Source organism: Nocardioides sp., from assembly GCF_044226305.1.
Taxonomy (GTDB): domain Bacteria; phylum Actinomycetota; class Actinomycetes; order Propionibacteriales; family Nocardioidaceae; genus Nocardioides.
In genome coordinates this window covers 33,252-49,249 of sequence record NZ_JBGAHF010000009.1, presented here as the reverse complement: position 1 = coordinate 49,249, position 15,998 = coordinate 33,252, and the positions used below count along the sequence as shown (strand labels likewise).

16 protein-coding genes are annotated in these 15,998 nt (G+C 71.0%); 8 read left to right on the top strand and 8 right to left on the bottom strand.

The window, feature by feature from the left end; all coding sequences use genetic code 11:
- Positions 1–15: 15 nt before the first annotated feature.
- The 6 genes from gyrB to dnaA all read right to left on the bottom strand — a co-directional run bounded on the left by gyrB (position 16) and on the right by dnaA (position 8,106).
- On the bottom strand, positions 16–2,124 hold the full coding sequence (gene gyrB, locus ACILQ5_RS11260; protein ID WP_395658092.1) for a DNA topoisomerase (ATP-hydrolyzing) subunit B: 2,109 nt from the start codon (positions 2,122–2,124) through the stop codon (positions 16–18).
- Between the two features lie 251 nt (positions 2,125–2,375).
- Positions 2,376–2,948, bottom strand: a complete 573-nt coding sequence (locus ACILQ5_RS11255) for a DUF721 domain-containing protein (protein ID WP_395658091.1) — start codon at positions 2,946–2,948, stop codon at positions 2,376–2,378.
- Complete coding sequence (gene recF, locus ACILQ5_RS11250; RefSeq protein WP_395658090.1) at positions 2,938–4,092, bottom strand: DNA replication/repair protein RecF; 1,155 nt, start codon at positions 4,090–4,092, stop codon at positions 2,938–2,940. Before recF ends, ACILQ5_RS11255 begins: the two co-directional genes overlap by 11 nt.
- Positions 4,093–4,106: 14 nt before the next feature.
- Positions 4,107–5,009, bottom strand: coding sequence for a phosphogluconate dehydrogenase (NAD(+)-dependent, decarboxylating) (gnd, locus tag ACILQ5_RS11245; RefSeq protein ID WP_395658089.1), 903 nt, complete (start codon positions 5,007–5,009; stop codon positions 4,107–4,109).
- 124 nt (positions 5,010–5,133) lie between these two features.
- Complete coding sequence (gene dnaN / locus ACILQ5_RS11240; protein ID WP_395658088.1) at positions 5,134–6,270, bottom strand: DNA polymerase III subunit beta; 1,137 nt, start codon at positions 6,268–6,270, stop codon at positions 5,134–5,136.
- Between the two features lie 375 nt (positions 6,271–6,645).
- A complete protein-coding gene (gene dnaA / locus ACILQ5_RS11235; protein ID WP_395658087.1) occupies positions 6,646–8,106 on the bottom strand; it encodes a chromosomal replication initiator protein DnaA in 1,461 nt (486 codons plus the stop codon).
- Between the two features lie 534 nt (positions 8,107–8,640).
- Here dnaA and rpmH point away from each other — a divergent pair.
- The 8 genes from rpmH to ACILQ5_RS11195 all read left to right on the top strand — a co-directional run bounded on the left by rpmH (position 8,641) and on the right by ACILQ5_RS11195 (position 13,911).
- On the top strand, positions 8,641–8,778 hold the full coding sequence (rpmH, locus tag ACILQ5_RS11230) for a 50S ribosomal protein L34 (protein ID WP_056156542.1): 138 nt from the start codon (positions 8,641–8,643) through the stop codon (positions 8,776–8,778).
- Between the two features lie 28 nt (positions 8,779–8,806).
- Positions 8,807–9,178 (top strand): ribonuclease P protein component, encoded by a 372-nt coding sequence (gene rnpA, locus ACILQ5_RS11225; protein WP_395658086.1) that lies wholly within the window; start codon positions 8,807–8,809, stop codon positions 9,176–9,178.
- Positions 9,175–9,465 carry a membrane protein insertion efficiency factor YidD gene (gene yidD / locus ACILQ5_RS11220; protein ID WP_395658085.1) on the top strand — a complete coding sequence of 97 codons (291 nt, stop codon included), beginning with the start codon at positions 9,175–9,177 and terminating at the stop codon, positions 9,463–9,465. The genes rnpA and yidD overlap by 4 nt, the downstream gene beginning before the upstream one ends.
- Before the next feature lie 36 nt (positions 9,466–9,501).
- Positions 9,502–10,491: a membrane protein insertase YidC gene (gene yidC / locus ACILQ5_RS11215; RefSeq protein WP_395658255.1), complete on the top strand. Its 990-nt coding sequence runs from the start codon at positions 9,502–9,504 to the stop codon at positions 10,489–10,491.
- 86 nt (positions 10,492–10,577) lie between these two features.
- Complete coding sequence (locus ACILQ5_RS11210; RefSeq protein ID WP_395658254.1) at positions 10,578–11,048, top strand: protein jag; 471 nt, start codon at positions 10,578–10,580, stop codon at positions 11,046–11,048.
- Between the two features lie 81 nt (positions 11,049–11,129).
- Positions 11,130–11,855: a 16S rRNA (guanine(527)-N(7))-methyltransferase RsmG gene (gene rsmG / locus ACILQ5_RS11205; RefSeq protein ID WP_395658084.1), complete on the top strand. Its 726-nt coding sequence runs from the start codon at positions 11,130–11,132 to the stop codon at positions 11,853–11,855.
- Positions 11,852–12,949 carry a ParA family protein gene (locus ACILQ5_RS11200; RefSeq protein ID WP_395658083.1) on the top strand — a complete coding sequence of 366 codons (1,098 nt, stop codon included), beginning with the start codon at positions 11,852–11,854 and terminating at the stop codon, positions 12,947–12,949. The genes rsmG and ACILQ5_RS11200 overlap by 4 nt, the downstream gene beginning before the upstream one ends.
- Complete coding sequence (locus tag ACILQ5_RS11195) at positions 12,946–13,911, top strand: ParB/RepB/Spo0J family partition protein (protein ID WP_395658082.1); 966 nt, start codon at positions 12,946–12,948, stop codon at positions 13,909–13,911. Before ACILQ5_RS11200 ends, ACILQ5_RS11195 begins: the two co-directional genes overlap by 4 nt.
- A 63-nt stretch (positions 13,912–13,974) precedes the next feature.
- On the opposite strand, the gene ACILQ5_RS11190 is transcribed toward ACILQ5_RS11195, so the two are convergent.
- Positions 13,975–14,745, bottom strand: a complete 771-nt coding sequence (locus ACILQ5_RS11190) for a lysophospholipid acyltransferase family protein (protein ID WP_395658081.1) — start codon at positions 14,743–14,745, stop codon at positions 13,975–13,977.
- Between the two features lie 4 nt (positions 14,746–14,749).
- A complete protein-coding gene (locus tag ACILQ5_RS11185) occupies positions 14,750–15,964 on the bottom strand; it encodes a pyridoxal phosphate-dependent aminotransferase (RefSeq protein ID WP_395658080.1) in 1,215 nt (404 codons plus the stop codon).
- Between the last annotated feature and the right edge of the window lie 34 nt (positions 15,965–15,998).

Here is a 15,998-nt window from a genome sequence, read left to right as displayed (position 1 = left end):
GATCTCGCTAGAGATCTAGATATCCAGGAATCGGACGTCCTTGGCGTTGCGCTGGATGAAGGAGCGGCGCTGCTCGACGTCCTCGCCCATGAGGATCGAGAAGATCTCGTCCGCATGCGCGGCGTCGTCGAGGGTGACCTGCAGCATCAGCCGCTGGTCGGGATCCATCGTGGTCTCCCACAGCTCCTTGGCGTTCATCTCGCCCAGACCCTTGTAGCGCTGGACGGGGTTCTCCTTGGGCAGCTTCTTGCCGGCCTCCTGGCCGGCGCGCAGCAGGGCGTCGCGCTCGAAGTCGGAGTACACGAACTCGTGCTCGGCGGGCTTGTTCCAACGCAGCCGGTACAGCGGCGGCTGGGCCATGTAGACGTAGCCGCCCTCGATCAGCGGCTTCATGAAGCGGAACAGCAGCGTCAGCAGCAAGGTGTTGATGTGGTGGCCGTCGACGTCGGCGTCGGCCATCAGCACCACCTTGTGGTAGCGCAGCTTGTCGATGTCGAACTCCTCCTGGATGCCGGTGCCCAGGGCGGAGATGATCGACTGGACCTCCTGGTTGCCCAGGACCTTGTCGATGCGCGCCTTCTCGACGTTGAGGATCTTGCCGCGGATCGGCAGGATCGCCTGGATCCGCGGGTCGCGGCCCTGGCGGGCCGAGCCGCCCGCCGAGTCGCCCTCCACGATGAAGACCTCGCACTCCGCGGGGTTGGTCGACTGGCAGTCCGAGAGCTTGCCCGGGAGGCTGCCGCTGCCGAGCAGACCCTTGCGGCTGCGGGCCAGGTCGCGCGCCTTGCGCGCGGCGAGCCGGGCGGACGCGGCGGCCTGGGCCTTGCGGACGATGTCCTTGCCCTCGGCGGGGTTCTGCTCCAGCCAGGCGCCGAGCTGGTCGTTGACCACGCGCTGCACGAAGCCCTTGGCCTCGGTGTTGCCGAGCTTGGTCTTGGTCTGGCCCTCGAACTGGGGCTCGCCCATCTTGATCGAGATGATCGCGGTGAGCCCCTCCCGGATGTCGTCGCCCGACACCCGGTCCTCCGGCTTCTTCATCAGGCCCCACTCGAAGCCCCAGTTGTTGACCAGCGAGGTCAGCGCCGCACGGAAGCCCTCCTCGTGGGTGCCGCCCTCGTGGGTGTTGATCGTGTTGGCGAAGGTGTGCACCGACTCCGAGAACGAGGTGTTCCACTGCATCGCGACCTCGAGGCTCATGTGGCTCTCGACCGTCGTCGGGGTCTCGGCCTCGAACGCGATGACCGTCGGGTTCGCCGCCTGCTTGCGCCGGTTGAGGTGCTCGACGTAGTCGACGAGCCCCCGCTCGTACTTGAAGACCTGCTCGAGGCCGCCACGCTCGCCCCGCTTGATCGCGTCGTGGCCGGCGTCGTCGATCTGGTTGTCGACGGTGTCGTCCTCGACCGCGTCGACCAGCTCGGAGGCGGTGGGCCGCTCGTCGCGCACGACGATCTCGAGGCCCTTGTTGAGGAACGCCATCTCGCGGATCCGCGAGGTGATCGTCTCCAGGGAGTACGACGTGGTCTCGAAGATGTCGGAGGAGGCCCAGTAGGTGACCGTGGTGCCGGTCTGCTCGCCCGGCTCCATCGGCCGGACCTGCTCGAGCTCGCCGTCGGGGACGCCGAGGCTGAAGGACTGGCGCCAGAGGTGACCGCGGTTCTTCACCTCGACGACGAGGTGGCTCGACAGCGCGTTGACGACCGAGACGCCCACGCCGTGCAGACCACCGGAGACCTTGTAGCCGCCGCCGCCGAACTTGCCGCCGGCGTGCAGCATCGTGAGCGCCATCGTCACCGCCGGCATGTCCTGGCCGGGCGCGGTGTCGGTCGGGATGCCACGGCCGTTGTCCTCGACCCGGATCGCGCCGTCGTCGGTGAGGGTCACGACGATCCGGTCGCAGAAGCCGGCGAGGGCCTCGTCCACGGCGTTGTCGATGATCTCCCAGATCAGGTGGTGGAGGCCGCGCTCGCCGGTCGACCCGATGTACATGCCGGGCCGCTTGCGGACCGCCTCGAGGCCCTCGAGGACCTGGATCGCGGAGGCGTCGTACGTGGTCTCGACCCGGTCGCTCGGTGCCGGCGGGGCAACGGGGGTCTCGTCCGGCTCGACGGGGTTGACGTCGCTCACGCGCACCTCTTCTTCGGCTGTCCTGACATGGAGACGGCCGCGCGCCTGGGGCACCGCGACCGACTCCCATGATAGCCGTCTGAGGCCCGTATTCCACGTGTCGACCCCCGCCGGAGGGGTGTCTGTGGACGAAAACCGGCCCTGAGCGCCCCGGGGGCGCCGATCGACGGGCCTCGCAGGGGGTCGGACAGGGCCCTGTACGTCGGGGAGCCCGTCAGATCGCCAGCGGCGGGCACCGGACGCCGGGCCCCTCAGCCGTAGGTGTCGCGGGGTCCGCGGCCGTCCCGGACCGACCGCCGGCCCTTCGACCAGGACGGCAGGTGCGGGCCGACGACCTCGATCACGGTCACCGTCCCGTGCCCCAGCTCCTCGTTGAGCCGCCGGACCACGGTGGGGGCGAGCAGCCGCAGCTGGGTGGCCCAGGCGGTGGAGTCGGTGCGGACCACGAGCCGGCCCTCGGCGAAGGACTCCGGCGTCGTGTGCTGGGCGACCTCGGCGCCGACCAACTCCACCCACCGGCCGAAGACGCCGTGCACGCGCAGGTCGAGCTCCCACCCGTGGTCGTCGACCAGACGGCTGAGCGTGGTGTCCAGGAGCTGGGGGTCACGGTCGTCGGGGTGGGCGCCCGACACCCGACCGCGGCGCGGTGGGTCGGTACGACGGCGCTTGGTCCGCGCCGCCGGCGTGGAGCGGGCGGTGGCCCGGGTCAGTGCCCGGGCCAGGTCCAGGCCGTCGTCGTGGTGCTCGGTCTCCTCCGGGACCTCCGGGACCTCCGGGGCCGGGGCGGCACCGGCCGGGTCGGGGGCCTGCCCGTCACTGCTCACGGACGACCTCGCCGTTCCCGACGGCGTACCGGACGCCGGCCAGCGCGGCGGGCACGTCCGCCGCCACCGCGGCGGTCACGAGCACCTGCTCGGCGCCGGCGACCAGGTCGGCGAGCTGGGCGCGACGCTCCGTGTCGAGCTCGGCGAAGACGTCGTCGAGGATGAGGATCGGGTCGTCGCCGTCGGCGCGCAGCAGGTCGTAGGAGGCCAGGCGCAGCGCGAGCGCGAAGGACCACGACTCCCCGTGCGAGGCGTAGCCCTTCACCGGCAACCGCTGCTCGGCCGGTCCGTGGCCCAGGCTGAGCAGCAGCTCGTCGCGGTGCGGCCCGACCAGCGAGAGCCCGCGGTCGAGCTCCTCACCGCGCCGGCGCTCCACCTCGGCGAGCAGCGCCTCGGTGATGTCGTCACGCTGGGTGCGGCCCTCGAGGTCGAACGACGGGCGGTACTCGATGTCGGCGTCGTCGCGGGTCGCGCCGCGCGCCACGGTCTCGTAGGCCTTGCCGACGTAGGGGCGCAGCGCGTCGACCAGCGCGAGCCGCTCGGCCAGCAGCTCGGCGCCGGTCCGCGCCAGGTGGGCGTCCCAGACCCCCAGCGTCGACAGGGCCGACTCCTGGGAGGAGCTGCCGCGCCGCGCCGCGCCGGCGGTCTTCAGGAGGGAGTTGCGCTGCCGCAGGATCCGGTCGTAGTCGGAGCGGACCCCGGCCAGCCGGGGCGCGCGGAGCACCAGCAGGTCGTCGAGGAGCTTGCGTCGGTCGCTCGGGTCGCCCTTGACCAGCGTGAGGTCCTCGGGGGAGAAGACGACCGTGCGGACCAGGCCGACCAGCTCGCGGGCCCGGGGGAGGGGCGACCCGTTGACCCGGGCCCGGTTCGACCGGCCCGGGTTGACCTCGACCTCGAGCACGGCGGTGCGCCCGTCGCGGACGACCGCGGCGCGGACGACCGCGCGGTCGGCGCCGCTGCGGACCAGCGGGGCGTCGCTGGCCACCCGGTGCGAGGAGAGCCGGGAGAGGTAGTCGATCGCCTCGACCAGGTTGGTCTTGCCCTGCCCGTTGCGCCCGATGAAGGCGGTGGCCCCCGGTTCGAGCGCGACCTCGACCGACGCGTAGGAGCGGAAGTCGTGGAGGGTCAGGTGGGAGACGTGCACGGGACCGGCGCCGCCTACGGCGCGGCGTCGCCGCCCTTGGGCGGCTCGGTGTGGATGGCGTGGCCGCCGAACTGGTTGCGCATCGCGGCGATCGCCTTCATCGCCGGGCTGTCGTCCTGGCGGGAGGCGAACCGGGCGAACAGCGAGGCGGCGATGACGTTCATTGGCACCGCGTTGTCGATCGCGGCCTCGACGGTCCAGCGTCCCTCGCCGGAGTCGTCGGCGTAGCCCGCGATCTTGTCGAGGTGGGTGTCGGCCTCGAGCGCGGCGACCAGCAGGTCGAGGAGCCAGGAGCGGATCACGGTGCCCGAGCGCCAGGAGTCGAAGACCTCGGTCACGTTGTCGACGAGGTCGACCTTCTCCAGCAGCTCCCACCCCTCGGCGTACGCCTGCATCACGGCGTACTCGATGCCGTTGTGGACCATCTTCGCGAAGTGGCCCGCCCCCGGCGTCTGGCCGGCGTGGACGAACCCGCCCTCCTCGGGCTTGAGCGCGTCGAAGGCCGGCTGGACCTTGGCCACCTCCTCGTCGGTCCCGCCACACATCAGGGCGTAGCCGTTCTTGAGGCCCCAGACGCCGCCGGAGACGCCGCAGTCGACGAAGCCGATGCCCTTCTCGGCGAGCATCGCGGCGTTCTGCTGGTCGTCGGTCCACTTGGAGTTGCCGCCGTCGACCACCAGGTCGCCCGGACCGAGCAGGTCGCCGAGCTCGTGGATGGTCGCCCGGGTCGGCTCGCCGGCCGGCACCATCACCCACACCACCTTGGGGGAGGGGAGCTGCTCCACCATCGCGGCCAGGCTGTCCGCGTCGGCGAGGTCGGGGTCGCGGTCGTAGCCGACGACCGTGTGCCCGGCGTCGCGCAGCCGGGTGCGCATGTTGCCGCCCATCTTGCCCAGTCCCACCAGTCCGATGTCCATGTCACGACACTAGCGGGACGCGACGGAGTCGCGTACCGCCTGTGGCGGGAGGTCGAGCAGGCGTGCGACCGGGCCTGCGAGGTCGCAACCGCGCGTCGAGACCCGGTCGAGCCGCGAACGAGTGCTACGAGAGCAGGCGGCGCGGCATCAGCAGGTAGCGGAACGACGGGTCGTCCTCGCCGTCGGCACGACCGCTGATCACCACCGGCTTGGAGGCCAGGGTGAAGGCGAGCTCGACCGTGGGCTGGTCGATCGCGGTCAGGCCGTCGAGGAGGAACTGCGGGTTGAACCCGGTGGTGATGTCCGCGCCGTCCACGGTCGCCTCGATCGACTCCGACGCCTGGGCCTCGTCACCGGAGCCCGCGTCGAGGGTCAGGACGCCGTCGCCGAAGGCGAGCTGGACGGCCGTGTTGCGCTCGGCGACGAGCGAGACCCGCTTCACCGACTCGACGAGGGCGGCCTTGTCCACCAGCGCGGTGGTCTGGTGCTCGTTCGGGAACAGGCTGCGGACCTTCGGGAACTCGCCGTCGAGCAGCCGGGTGGTGGTCCGGCGCACGCCGCCGGGGGCCTGGCCCTCGAAGCCGATGATCCCCTCGCCGGACCCGGTGGTCGCGAGGGCGATCGTCACCTCGCTGCCGGCGGTGAGGGACTTCGCGGTGTCGCCGAGCACCCGGGCCGGGACGAGCGCGGCCGCCGACTCGTCGGGCGTGCGCGGCGACCAGGCGAGCTCGCGGTGGGAGAGCCGGAACCGGTCGGTGGCTAGCAGCGAGATCGTGCTGCCGTCGATCTCGATGCGGACGCCGGTGAGGACGGGCAGCATGTCGTCACGGCCGGCGGCGGTGACCGCCTGGGCGACGGCGTGGGCGAACGCCTCCGCGTCGACGGTGCCGGTGGCAGCTGGCATCTCGGGCAGCGACGGGTAGTCCTCGACCGGCATCGTCTGGAGGCTGAAGCGCGCGGAGCCGCACGTCAGCGAGACGCGGGACCCGTCGAGCACCATGTCGACCGGCTTGGCCGGGAGGCTGCGGCAGATGTCGGCGAGCAGGCGGCCGCTGACCAGCGCGCGGCCCTCGTCGCTGACCTCGGCGCTCAAGGTGGCCCGGGCCGACGTCTCGTAGTCGAAGGTCGAGAGGACCAGGCCGTCGTCGGTGGCCTCGATGAGCAGTCCGGCGAGGACCGGGACGCTGGGTCGGACCGGGAGGCTGCGGGCAGCCCACGCGACGGCATCGGCAAGCACGTCACGCTCGACGCGGAACTTCACGGTGGTTCCTTCGGGTCGGCTGGATGGGGATCGGGCCGGGATGACACGAGTTCTGGGATGCGAATCCTGCCATGCAGCGCCCACACGTGGGCGTTGTCCCCAGGAAGGGGCCCGGGTGGACGTTGACGGGTGGTCGTGATGTCTGGAGGTACGGAGTAGTCATAGCGTCGGTGGAAACTGTGGAGGAACAGTGTTTCCGCAGGTCACCGCGCTGGATGGTCGTGCACAGGCCCTGTGGAACGACAAATGAGGTTCTCGGCGGGTGGTGTGGAGCGGCGCGACCCCGTCGGTGACCTGGGGAGGGTCGTCCACAGGTCGTCCCGTCGCCGGCGACCGCGGCACACATGTCGTCCACAGGTGGCGACGGCCCGGCTCTCAGGCCTGGCGGGCCTGCATCTTGATCCGGTTGGTGAGCTCGGAGACCTGGTTGAAGACCGCCCGGCGCTCGGCGAGGAGCTGGTTGATCTTCCGGTCGGCGTACATGACCGTGGTGTGGTCGCGGTTGCCGAACTGCGCGCCGATCTTGGGCAGCGACAAGTCGGTGAGCTCGCGGCAGAGGTACATGGCGATCTGGCGAGCCATCACCAGGTGCCGGCCCCGGCTGGGACCGGTGAGCTCCTCGATCGACAGACCGAAGTAGGCCGCGGTCTGGGCGATGATGAGGGCCGCGGTGATCTCGGGCTCGCCGCCCTCGGGGATCAGGTCCTTGAGCACGATCTCGGCCAGGGTCATGTCGACCTCCTGGCGGTTGAGGTTGGCGAACGCCGTGACCCGGATCAGGGCACCCTCGAGCTCGCGGATGTTGGTCTGGATCTTGCTGGCGATGAACTCGAGGACGTCCGGGGGCGCCGTGAGCCGGTCCATCGCCGCCTTCTTGCGCAAGATGGCGATGCGGGTCTCGAGGTCCGGCGGCTGGACGTCGGTGATCAGGCCCCACTCGAACCGGTTCCGCAGCCGGTCCTCGAGCGCCTCGAGCCGCTTCGGTGCCCGGTCGGAGGTCAGCACGATCTGCTTGTTCGCGTTGTGCAGCGTGTTGAACGTGTGGAAGAACTCCTCCTGGGTCTGGGTCTTGCCCTCCAGGAACTGGATGTCGTCGATGAGGAGCACGTCGACGTCGCGGTAGCGGCGCTTGAACCGGTCCTGGCGGTCGTCACGGATCGCGTTGATGAACTCGTTGGTGAACTCCTCGCTCGACACGTAGCGCACCTTGGCGCCGGTGTAGAGGGAGCGGACGTAGTGGCCGATCGCATGCAGCAGGTGGGTCTTGCCCAGTCCGGAGTCGCCGTAGACCAGCAGCGGGTTGTAGGCGCGGCCGGGTGCCTCCGCGACCGCGACCGCGGCGGCGTGGGGGAACCGGTTCGAGGAGCCGATGACGAAGGTCTCGAACGTGTACTTCGGGTTGAGCCGGGTCTCCAGCGCCGTCGTCGACCGGGACGTGCCGTCGGAGAGCGGGTCGATCCCGGTCGGCGGCGCGCTGACGACCGGCTCGTGGGAGATTGTCGACATATCGACTGGGCGACTTGTCGGTTCGTCGATGACGTGCGGGGCGGCGGGCGGCGGCGGGGCCTGGTCCTCCAGCTGCGGGTTGACCGTCACCGCGATCCGGATCTCGCGCCCGAACCGCAGGGTGAGCGCGTCCTCGAGCTGGGCGCGCAGCCGGCCCTCGAGCTGGTTGCGCGTGAAGTCGTTGGGGACCGCGACGATCGCGGTGCTCTCGTGGAGCGTGACCGGCTCGCTCGCGGCGAGCCAGGCGCGCTGGTTGGGCTGGAGGTCGTCGACGACGCCGCGCCAGGCCACCCGGAGGTCCGGGCTGAGATCCGAGGTGCTCTGCTCCACCGTTCCCGCTTTCTGGTCTGCTGGACTGCTTCCACAACTTTGTCCACAGGCTGTGAACCCGACGTCCCCGCGCAGGGGCCGGTCGGAGCGAGACCACCGCAAGGCCGGTCGGTTCCGCCGTTTTCGCAGGTCAGACGCTGTGTGGCAGGGCGTGTGACGTGCGTCACGCGGAGGCTGGAACCGGTCCGTCCCCCGGTGGCGGGGAACCTCGTTGCTCTCGAACGTAACAAGCGGCAGCGGGCAGCGGCAACCCGTCATCCACAGGTTGACCGGCCCCGGTCCAGCGCCGGCCCGGCGCCGGTTTGACCCTGTGGATTGCGAGCGCGTACCGTTGCTCGGTCACCCGGTGTCGACGGGTGCCGCATGTCCACGTCGGTGGTGTCGGGGTCGGTCCCGTTGGGACCGCACCTGCGCCGGCCGCCGTGGGTGCGCGGTGCCGGCCGAAGAGCGTCCGACCCAGCACGTCCAGGACGTCGAGCTGTGCACTGCTCCGGCCCGGGGTGACCGCCCTGACCAACCGATGGAGAGAAGCTCGTGAGCAAGCGTACGTACCAGCCGAACAACCGCCGCCGCCACAAGGTGCACGGGTTCCGCCTGCGCATGCGTACCCGCGCCGGTCGCTCGATCCTGTCCTCGCGTCGCCGCAAGGGCCGCAAGAGTCTCGCCGTCTGACGGCGCTGCGGCCCGACCAGGCAGCCGCGTGCTGTCCTCGGCTCACCGCCTCACCGACGGTGCCTCGTTCCGCGAGGCGGTCCGCAGCGGCCGCCGCAGTGGATCGCGCACCGTCGTCGTGCATCTGGCTCTCGGCGCGCCGGACACGCAGGCGGTGCCGGGGCCACGGGTGGGCTTCGTGGTCAGCAAGGCCGTGGGCAACGCCGTCGTCCGCAACCGCGTGAAGCGCCGACTCCGCCACCTCGCCCGGGAGCTCGTCACCTCGCTCCCGGGCAGCGCTGTGCTCGTGGTGCGGGCGCTCCCGGCCGCGGCCGACGCCTCCTCGGCGGAACTCGGCGCCGACCTCGTACGTTGCCTCCGTCGGGCGCGCACCGCGCTGGAGCCGGAGGTGAGCGCATGAAGTACGACCCGCTGCGCTGGCTGCTGATCGGCTTCCTGCGCGCCTACCGACTGCTCATCAGCCCGCTCTACGGGCAGGTCTGCCGCTACCACCCCACCTGCTCGGCCTACGCACTGCAGGCGGTGACCGAGCGCGGGAGCATCATCGGCAGCTGGCTGACCGTGCGCCGGCTGCTGCGCTGCCACCCCTGGGCCGCCGGTGGCTACGACCCGGTGCCGTCCGGCCGGTCCCCAGAGTCTTCCCGCCTGAGCGCGGGCTCATCTCCCTCACCCCAGCAAGGAGCCTGATCCGTGGGATTCCTCGGCGACATCGGCCACTTCATCATGACGCCGCTGTACTACGCCATCTCCGCCGTCCTGGTCGCGTGGCACTGGGTGTTCACCAACGTCCTGCACATGAACCCGGACGGCGGTGCGACCTGGGTCCTCTCGATCATCGGCCTCACGGTCACGGTCCGGGCCGCGCTGATCCCGCTGTTCGTCAAGCAGATCAACTCCAGCCGGAACATGCAGCTGATCCAGCCCAAGGTCAAGGAGCTGCAGAAGAAGTACGGCCACGACCGGGAGCGCCTCGCCCAGGAGACGATGAAGCTGTACAAGGAGAGCGGGACCAACCCGTTCGCCTCGTGCCTGCCGATCCTGATCCAGATGCCGATCTTCCTGGCGCTGTTCCGTTTGCTCGACCACCACGCGGCGAACGGATCGGGGATCGCGTTCCTCACCGAGCCGCTCGCGGAGAGCTTCGGCAACGCCGAGCTGTTCGGCGTCGTCCCGCTCAAGGCGACCTTCCTCGACAACGGTGGTTCGCTGGCCGTGCAGGTCGTGGCGGCCATCTTGGTCATCGCGATGACGGCGACGACCTTCACCACGCAGCGTCAGCTGATGAGCAAGAACATGCCGGCGGACGCGCTCTCCGGTCCCTACGCCCAGCAGCAGAAGCTGCTGCTCTACGTCCTCCCGGTCGTCTTCGCCGTGGGTGGTATCGCGTTCCCGATCGGCGTGCTCTTCTACTGGACCACCTCCAACCTGTGGACGATGGGCCAGCAGTTCTACGTGATCCGGAACAACCCGGCGCCCGGCACCGAGGCCGCGAAGGCGAAGGCGGAGCGCGACCGGATCAAGGCCGAGAAGCACGACCAGAAGCACGGCACGACGAGCGGCACGGCGCTGGAGGCCACGGTGGTCGAGGAGCCGACCGTCGACCGTCGTCCCCAGCAGCGCCAGCAGCCCAAGAAGCAGTCGCGCGAGCAGCGCAAGAAGTCCGGCGGCCCCAGCGGGTCCCCGAAGCCGAAGCCTGAGGGAGGCAACCAGTGAGTGACCAGTCGTCGACCGACCTGACCGAGGTGACCGAGGTGACCGAGGTCGCGGAGGAGGCCGACCAGGCCACCGACCCCGCAGCCGTGGAGGCCTCGCGGCTCGAGCGTCTCGAGCAGGAGGGCGACATCGCCGCCGACTACCTCGAGGAGCTGCTGGACATCGCCGACCTCGACGGTGACCTGGACATGGACGTCGAGGGCGACCGGGCCGCCGTGTCGATCGTCGGAGCCGACCTGGCCCAGCTCGTCGGCACCCGCGGGGAGGTCCTCGACGCGTTGCAGGAGCTGACCCGGCTGGCGGTCTACCGGGAGACCGGCGAGCGGTCCCGGCTGATGCTGGACATCTCCGGCTACCGCGCCCAGAAGCGCGCCGAGCTGGTCGCGCTGGCCGAGGAGACCGTGGCGCGGGTCAAGGAGAGCGGGGAGGCCGCCTCGCTCGACCCGATGACGCCGTTCGAGCGCAAGGTCGTCCACGACACGGTCGCCGCGGCCGGGCTCTCCTCGGAGTCCGAGGGCGTCGAGCCGCGCCGCTACGTGGTGGTCCTGCCCGCGTGATCGCAGCGCCGCATGCCTGATGTTTCACGTGAAACACCCTCCGCGCCCGAGGTGGCCCGGAGGGTGTTTCCGTCCGGGCGGATGGAGCTGGCCGAGCGTTACGCCGGTCTGCTCGCGACCGACGGTGTCGTCCGTGGCCTGATCGGCCCCCGCGAGGTCCCGCGGCTGTGGGACCGTCACCTGGTCAACTGCGCGCTGCTGGCCGAGCTGCTGCCGGAGGGGGTCACGGTGTGCGACATCGGGTCCGGTGCCGGGCTGCCGGGCCTGGTGCTCACGATCGCGCGCCCCGACCTGAAGGTGACCCTGGTCGAGCCGCTCCTGCGGCGGACCACCTTCTTGGAGGAGGTGGTCGCCGGGCTCGGCCTCTCCGACGTCGAGGTGCTGCGGGGTCGCGCGGAGGTGCTGCACGGGCAGCGCCGCTTCGCCGTGGTCACCTCGCGGGCGGTCGCCCCGCTGGACCGGCTCCTGCGCTGGTCGATGCCGCTGGTCGAGCCCACGGGCGCGCTGGTCGCGATGAAGGGGTCCAGCGTGGTGGAGGAGATCGCGGCGGCAGCACCGGTGCTGAGCGAGCTGGGCTGCTCGGATCCGGAGGTCGTGGAGCTCGGCGGCGGGCTGCGCGAGGGCGCGGGGCCCGGGTTCTCCACCACCCTGGCGGTCCGGGTGGCCTGGGCAGATCCGGGGCGGGTATCTTGGCCGCTTGTGGCTCCGTCGCACGGCGGACGACCAGACCAGCGTTCCGGCCGTCGGAGCAGCCGGTCCCCCAGCCAGTCGAACCCAGGACAGTCGAACCGGAGGCGTCGGGCGTGAGTGAGTTTTCCACCGGTGACGCACCGTCCGGTGAGCGTAGTTCTCCACAGGAACTCGGTAGTTCTCCACAGGGTGACGCTCCGGCGCACGAGGCCGATGATTCACGTGAAACACCGGCGGCGCCGGCCCAGGAACGGCCGTCCGGCTTCGCGGTCCGGACCGCTGCCGACATCGCCGGCGCGGCGCCCGACTTCGACCACGACCACGCGACGCCGCTGGCCCGCGCCGCCGAGCACGTCGTCCTCGCTCGGCACGGCGCCCGGATGCGCCCGCCCCTCGGTCGACCGTCGTCGACCCGGGTGTTCGTGGTCGCCAACCAGAAGGGCGGCGTCGGCAAGACGACGTCGACCGTGAACATCGCGGCGGCGCTCGCCCAGCTCGGGCAGCGGGTCCTGGTCGTCGACCTCGACCCGCAGGGCAACGCGTCGACCGCGCTCGGGGTCGAGCACCACCGTGGCGTGCCCTCGACCTACGACGCGCTCGTGGACGGCGTACCGCTCGCGGAGGTGGTGGCGACCAGCCCCGAGGTGGAGGACCTCCAGGTGGTCCCGGCGACGATCGACCTGGCCGGCGCGGAGATCGAGCTGGTGTCGGTCGTGGCCCGGGAGGGCCGGCTGCGCCGGGCGATCCTCGGACACCCCCAGGTGGGCAGCGCGGCCGAGCTCGGCGACGAGCGGCTGGACTACGTGCTCATCGACTGCCCGCCGTCCCTGGGCCTGCTCACCCTCAACGCGCTGGTCGCCGGCAACGAGATGCTGATCCCGATCCAGGCGGAGTACTACGCCCTCGAGGGCCTCGGTCAGCTGCTGGAGACCGTGGACATGGTCAAGGCCCACCTCAACCCCGCGCTGTCGGTGTCCACCATCCTGGTCACGATGTACGACGCGCGGACCCGGCTCGCCGCCGGCGTGGCCGAGGAGGTGCGGGAGCACTTCGGCGACCAGGTCCTCAAGACCACGATCCCCCGGTCGGTGCGTGTCTCGGAGGCGCCCTCCTACGGCCAGACCGTGATGACCTACGATCCGGGATCGCCGGGCGCGCTCTCCTACCTCGAGGCGGCGCGCGAGATCGCGACCCAGGGGGCCAACGCATGAGCACCACCAACCGACCGCCGCAGCGCCGTGGTCTCGGTCGGGGGCTCGGCTCGCTGATCCCGACCTCCCCGAGCGCGGAACCCGCGGTCCCGGGCGACGAGGAGTCGGCGCCGCCGACCGCGGGCGCCGACTCCGGGCTGGCCCCGGTCGCGGGCGCCTATTTCGCCGAGATCCCGGTCGGGCAGATCGCGCCGAACCGCGCCCAGCCGCGCCAGGTCTTCGACGAGGACGCGATGGCCGAGCTGGTGCACTCGATCCGGGAGATCGGCGTGCTCCAGCCCGTGGTCGTCCGCCGGTCCGGGCCCGACGACTTCGAGCTGGTGATGGGCGAGCGGCGCTGGCGCGCCGCCCAGGAGGCCGGCCTCGACACGGTCCCGGCGATCGTCCGGGAGACCGACGACGTCGACATGCTGCGCGACGCGCTGCTGGAGAACCTGCACCGTTCGCAGCTCAACCCGCTGGAGGAGGCGGCGGCCTACCAGCAGATGCTCGACGACTTCGGGTGCACCCACGAGGAGCTCGCCGCCCGGATCGGGCGGTCGCGGCCCCAGATCAGCAACACCCTCCGGCTGCTCCGGCTCTCACCGGCGGTCCAGCGCCGCGTGGCCGCCGGCGTCCTCTCCGCGGGCCACGCCCGGGCGCTGCTCGCCGTCGAGGACCCCGAGGTGCAGGACCGGCTCGCGCAGCGGGTGGTCGCCGAGGGGATCAGCGTGCGCGGCCTCGAGGAGATCGTCGCGACCCGCGACACCGACGCCCCCTCCGCGCGGGTGGTCCGACGCAAGCCCGTCGCCCCCGGCCTCGCCGACCTGGCCGAGCGCCTGTCGGACCGCTTCGAGACCCGGGTCAAGGTCGACCTCGGTCGCACCAAGGGCCGGATCAGCGTCGAGTTCGCCTCGCTCGACGACCTCCAGCGCATCGTCGACATCATGGACCCGCGCAACCGGCACGACCGGCCGATCTAGCCCGGGGCATCAATCGACCGATCTACAGGGCGACAACTCGGTAGCGATTAGTCGCTTTGTCGACTAATTGCCTTTCCGGGCCTTCTCGGCCTTCCGCCGGGCTCGCTCGGCCTTCTCCTCGGCGTCGAGGCGGGCCGCCTCCTCGAGGGTGGGCGCGCTGCCACCGTACGACGCCGGCAGCCACCAGGAGCCGGGCGGCTGCTCGTCGGCGGGGTACTCGCGGATGGTGGCGTCGAGCAGGTCGGCCATCACGGCCCGGAGCTCGGCGGTCTCCGCCGCCGGGTCCGCGCCGGTGGGGAACAGCGGCTCCCCGACGCGGATGGCGATCGTCTTGCCCCGGGAGAAGTCGCGCGGGTGGTCCTTGGTCATCATCCGCTGGGTGCCCCAGAGGATGACCGGCACCAGCGGCACCCCGGCCTCGGCCGCGATCCGGACGGCACCCGTCTTGAACTCCTTGAGCTCCATCGCGCGCGAGATGGTCGCCTCCGGGAAGATGCCGACGGCCTCGCCGGCCCGCAGGTGCTCGACGGCAGCCCGGAACGAGGCCTCGCCGGCTCCGCGGTCGACCTCGATGTGGTGCAACGAGCGCATCAGCGGCCCGACGTACCGGTGGGTGAACAGCTCGCGCTTGGACATGAAGCGCACCAGCCGTCCGGACGGGTTGGCGGCGAGCCCCCCGTAGACGAAGTCGACGTAGCCGATGTGGTTGTAGGCCAGCAGCACACCCCCGGACCGCGGCACGTGCTCGGTGCCGGTCATCAGGAACCGCTGGCCGAGCGCCCGGAAGGCGACCTTGGCGGTGACGATGATCGGCGGGTAGGTCAGGTCGCGCACGCGGTCACCTTCTCGTCTCGAGGAACTCGGCGATCCGCCCGATCGCCTCTTCCAGCACCTGGACGTCGGGGAGGGTGACCAGGCGCAGGTGGTCGGGGCGCGGCCAGTTGAAGCCCGTGCCGTGGGTGACCAGGATCTTCTTCGCCCGCAGGAGGTCGATGACGAACGTCTCGTCGTCCTCGATCGGGTAGACCTCCGGGTCCAGCCGCGGGAAGCAGTAGAGCGCGCCGCGCGGTGCGACGTTCGTGACGCCCGGGATCTCGTTGAGCAGCCGGTCGGCGAGCTTGTTCTGCTCGTAGAACCGGCCGCCGGGGACGATCAGCTCCTCCACCGACTGGTAGCCGCCGAGCGCGGTCTGGATCGCGTGCTGGGCGGGCACGTTGGCGCACATCCGCATGTTGGCGATCAGGGTGAGGCCCTCGAGGAAGTCCTCGGCGACCTCCTTGGGCCCGGAGACCATCACCCAGCCGGCGCGGTAGCCGCAGACCCGGTACGCCTTGGACAGGCCGCTGAAGGTCAGGCACAGCACGTCGTGGCCGGCGTAGGTCGCGGCGTGGTGGTGCACCGCGTCGTCGAAGATGATCTTCTCGTAGATCTCGTCGGCGAAGACCACGAGGTCGTGCCGCCGGGCGATGTCGACCAGGCCGCGGACCGTCTCGGCGCTGTAGACCGCACCGGTCGGGTTGTTGGGGTTGATGATCACCAGCCCGTGGGTGTTCTCGGTGACCTTGGACTCGACCTCGGCGAGGTCGGGGTTCCAGCCGTTGGTCTCGTCGCACTCGTAGTGCACCGCGGTGCCGCCCGACAGCGTGATCGCGCCGGTCCACAGCGGGTAGTCCGGCGCCGGCACCAGGATCTCGTTGCCGTCGTCCAGGAACGCCTGGAGGACCATGGTGATCAGCTCGGAGACCCCGTTGCCGATGTAGACGTCGTCGACCAGGACGTCGCGCAGCCCGTGGCTCTGGTAGTACTGCGCGACCGCGGTGCGCGCCGAGTAGATGCCCTGGCTGTCGCTGTAGCCCTGGGAGTCGGGTAGGTGGTGCACCATGTCGGCCACGATCGCCTCGGGGGCCTCGAAGCCGAACGGGGCGGTGTTGCCGATGTTGAGCTTGAGGATGTGGTGGCCCTCGGCCTCGAGGCGCTGGGCCTCGACCAGGATCGGTCCGCGTACGTCGTAGCGGACGTTCTGGAGCTTGCGGCTCTGCCGGATCTTGCGCACGCGGCCATCCTGACAGGCGCAGCCCTAGGATGGC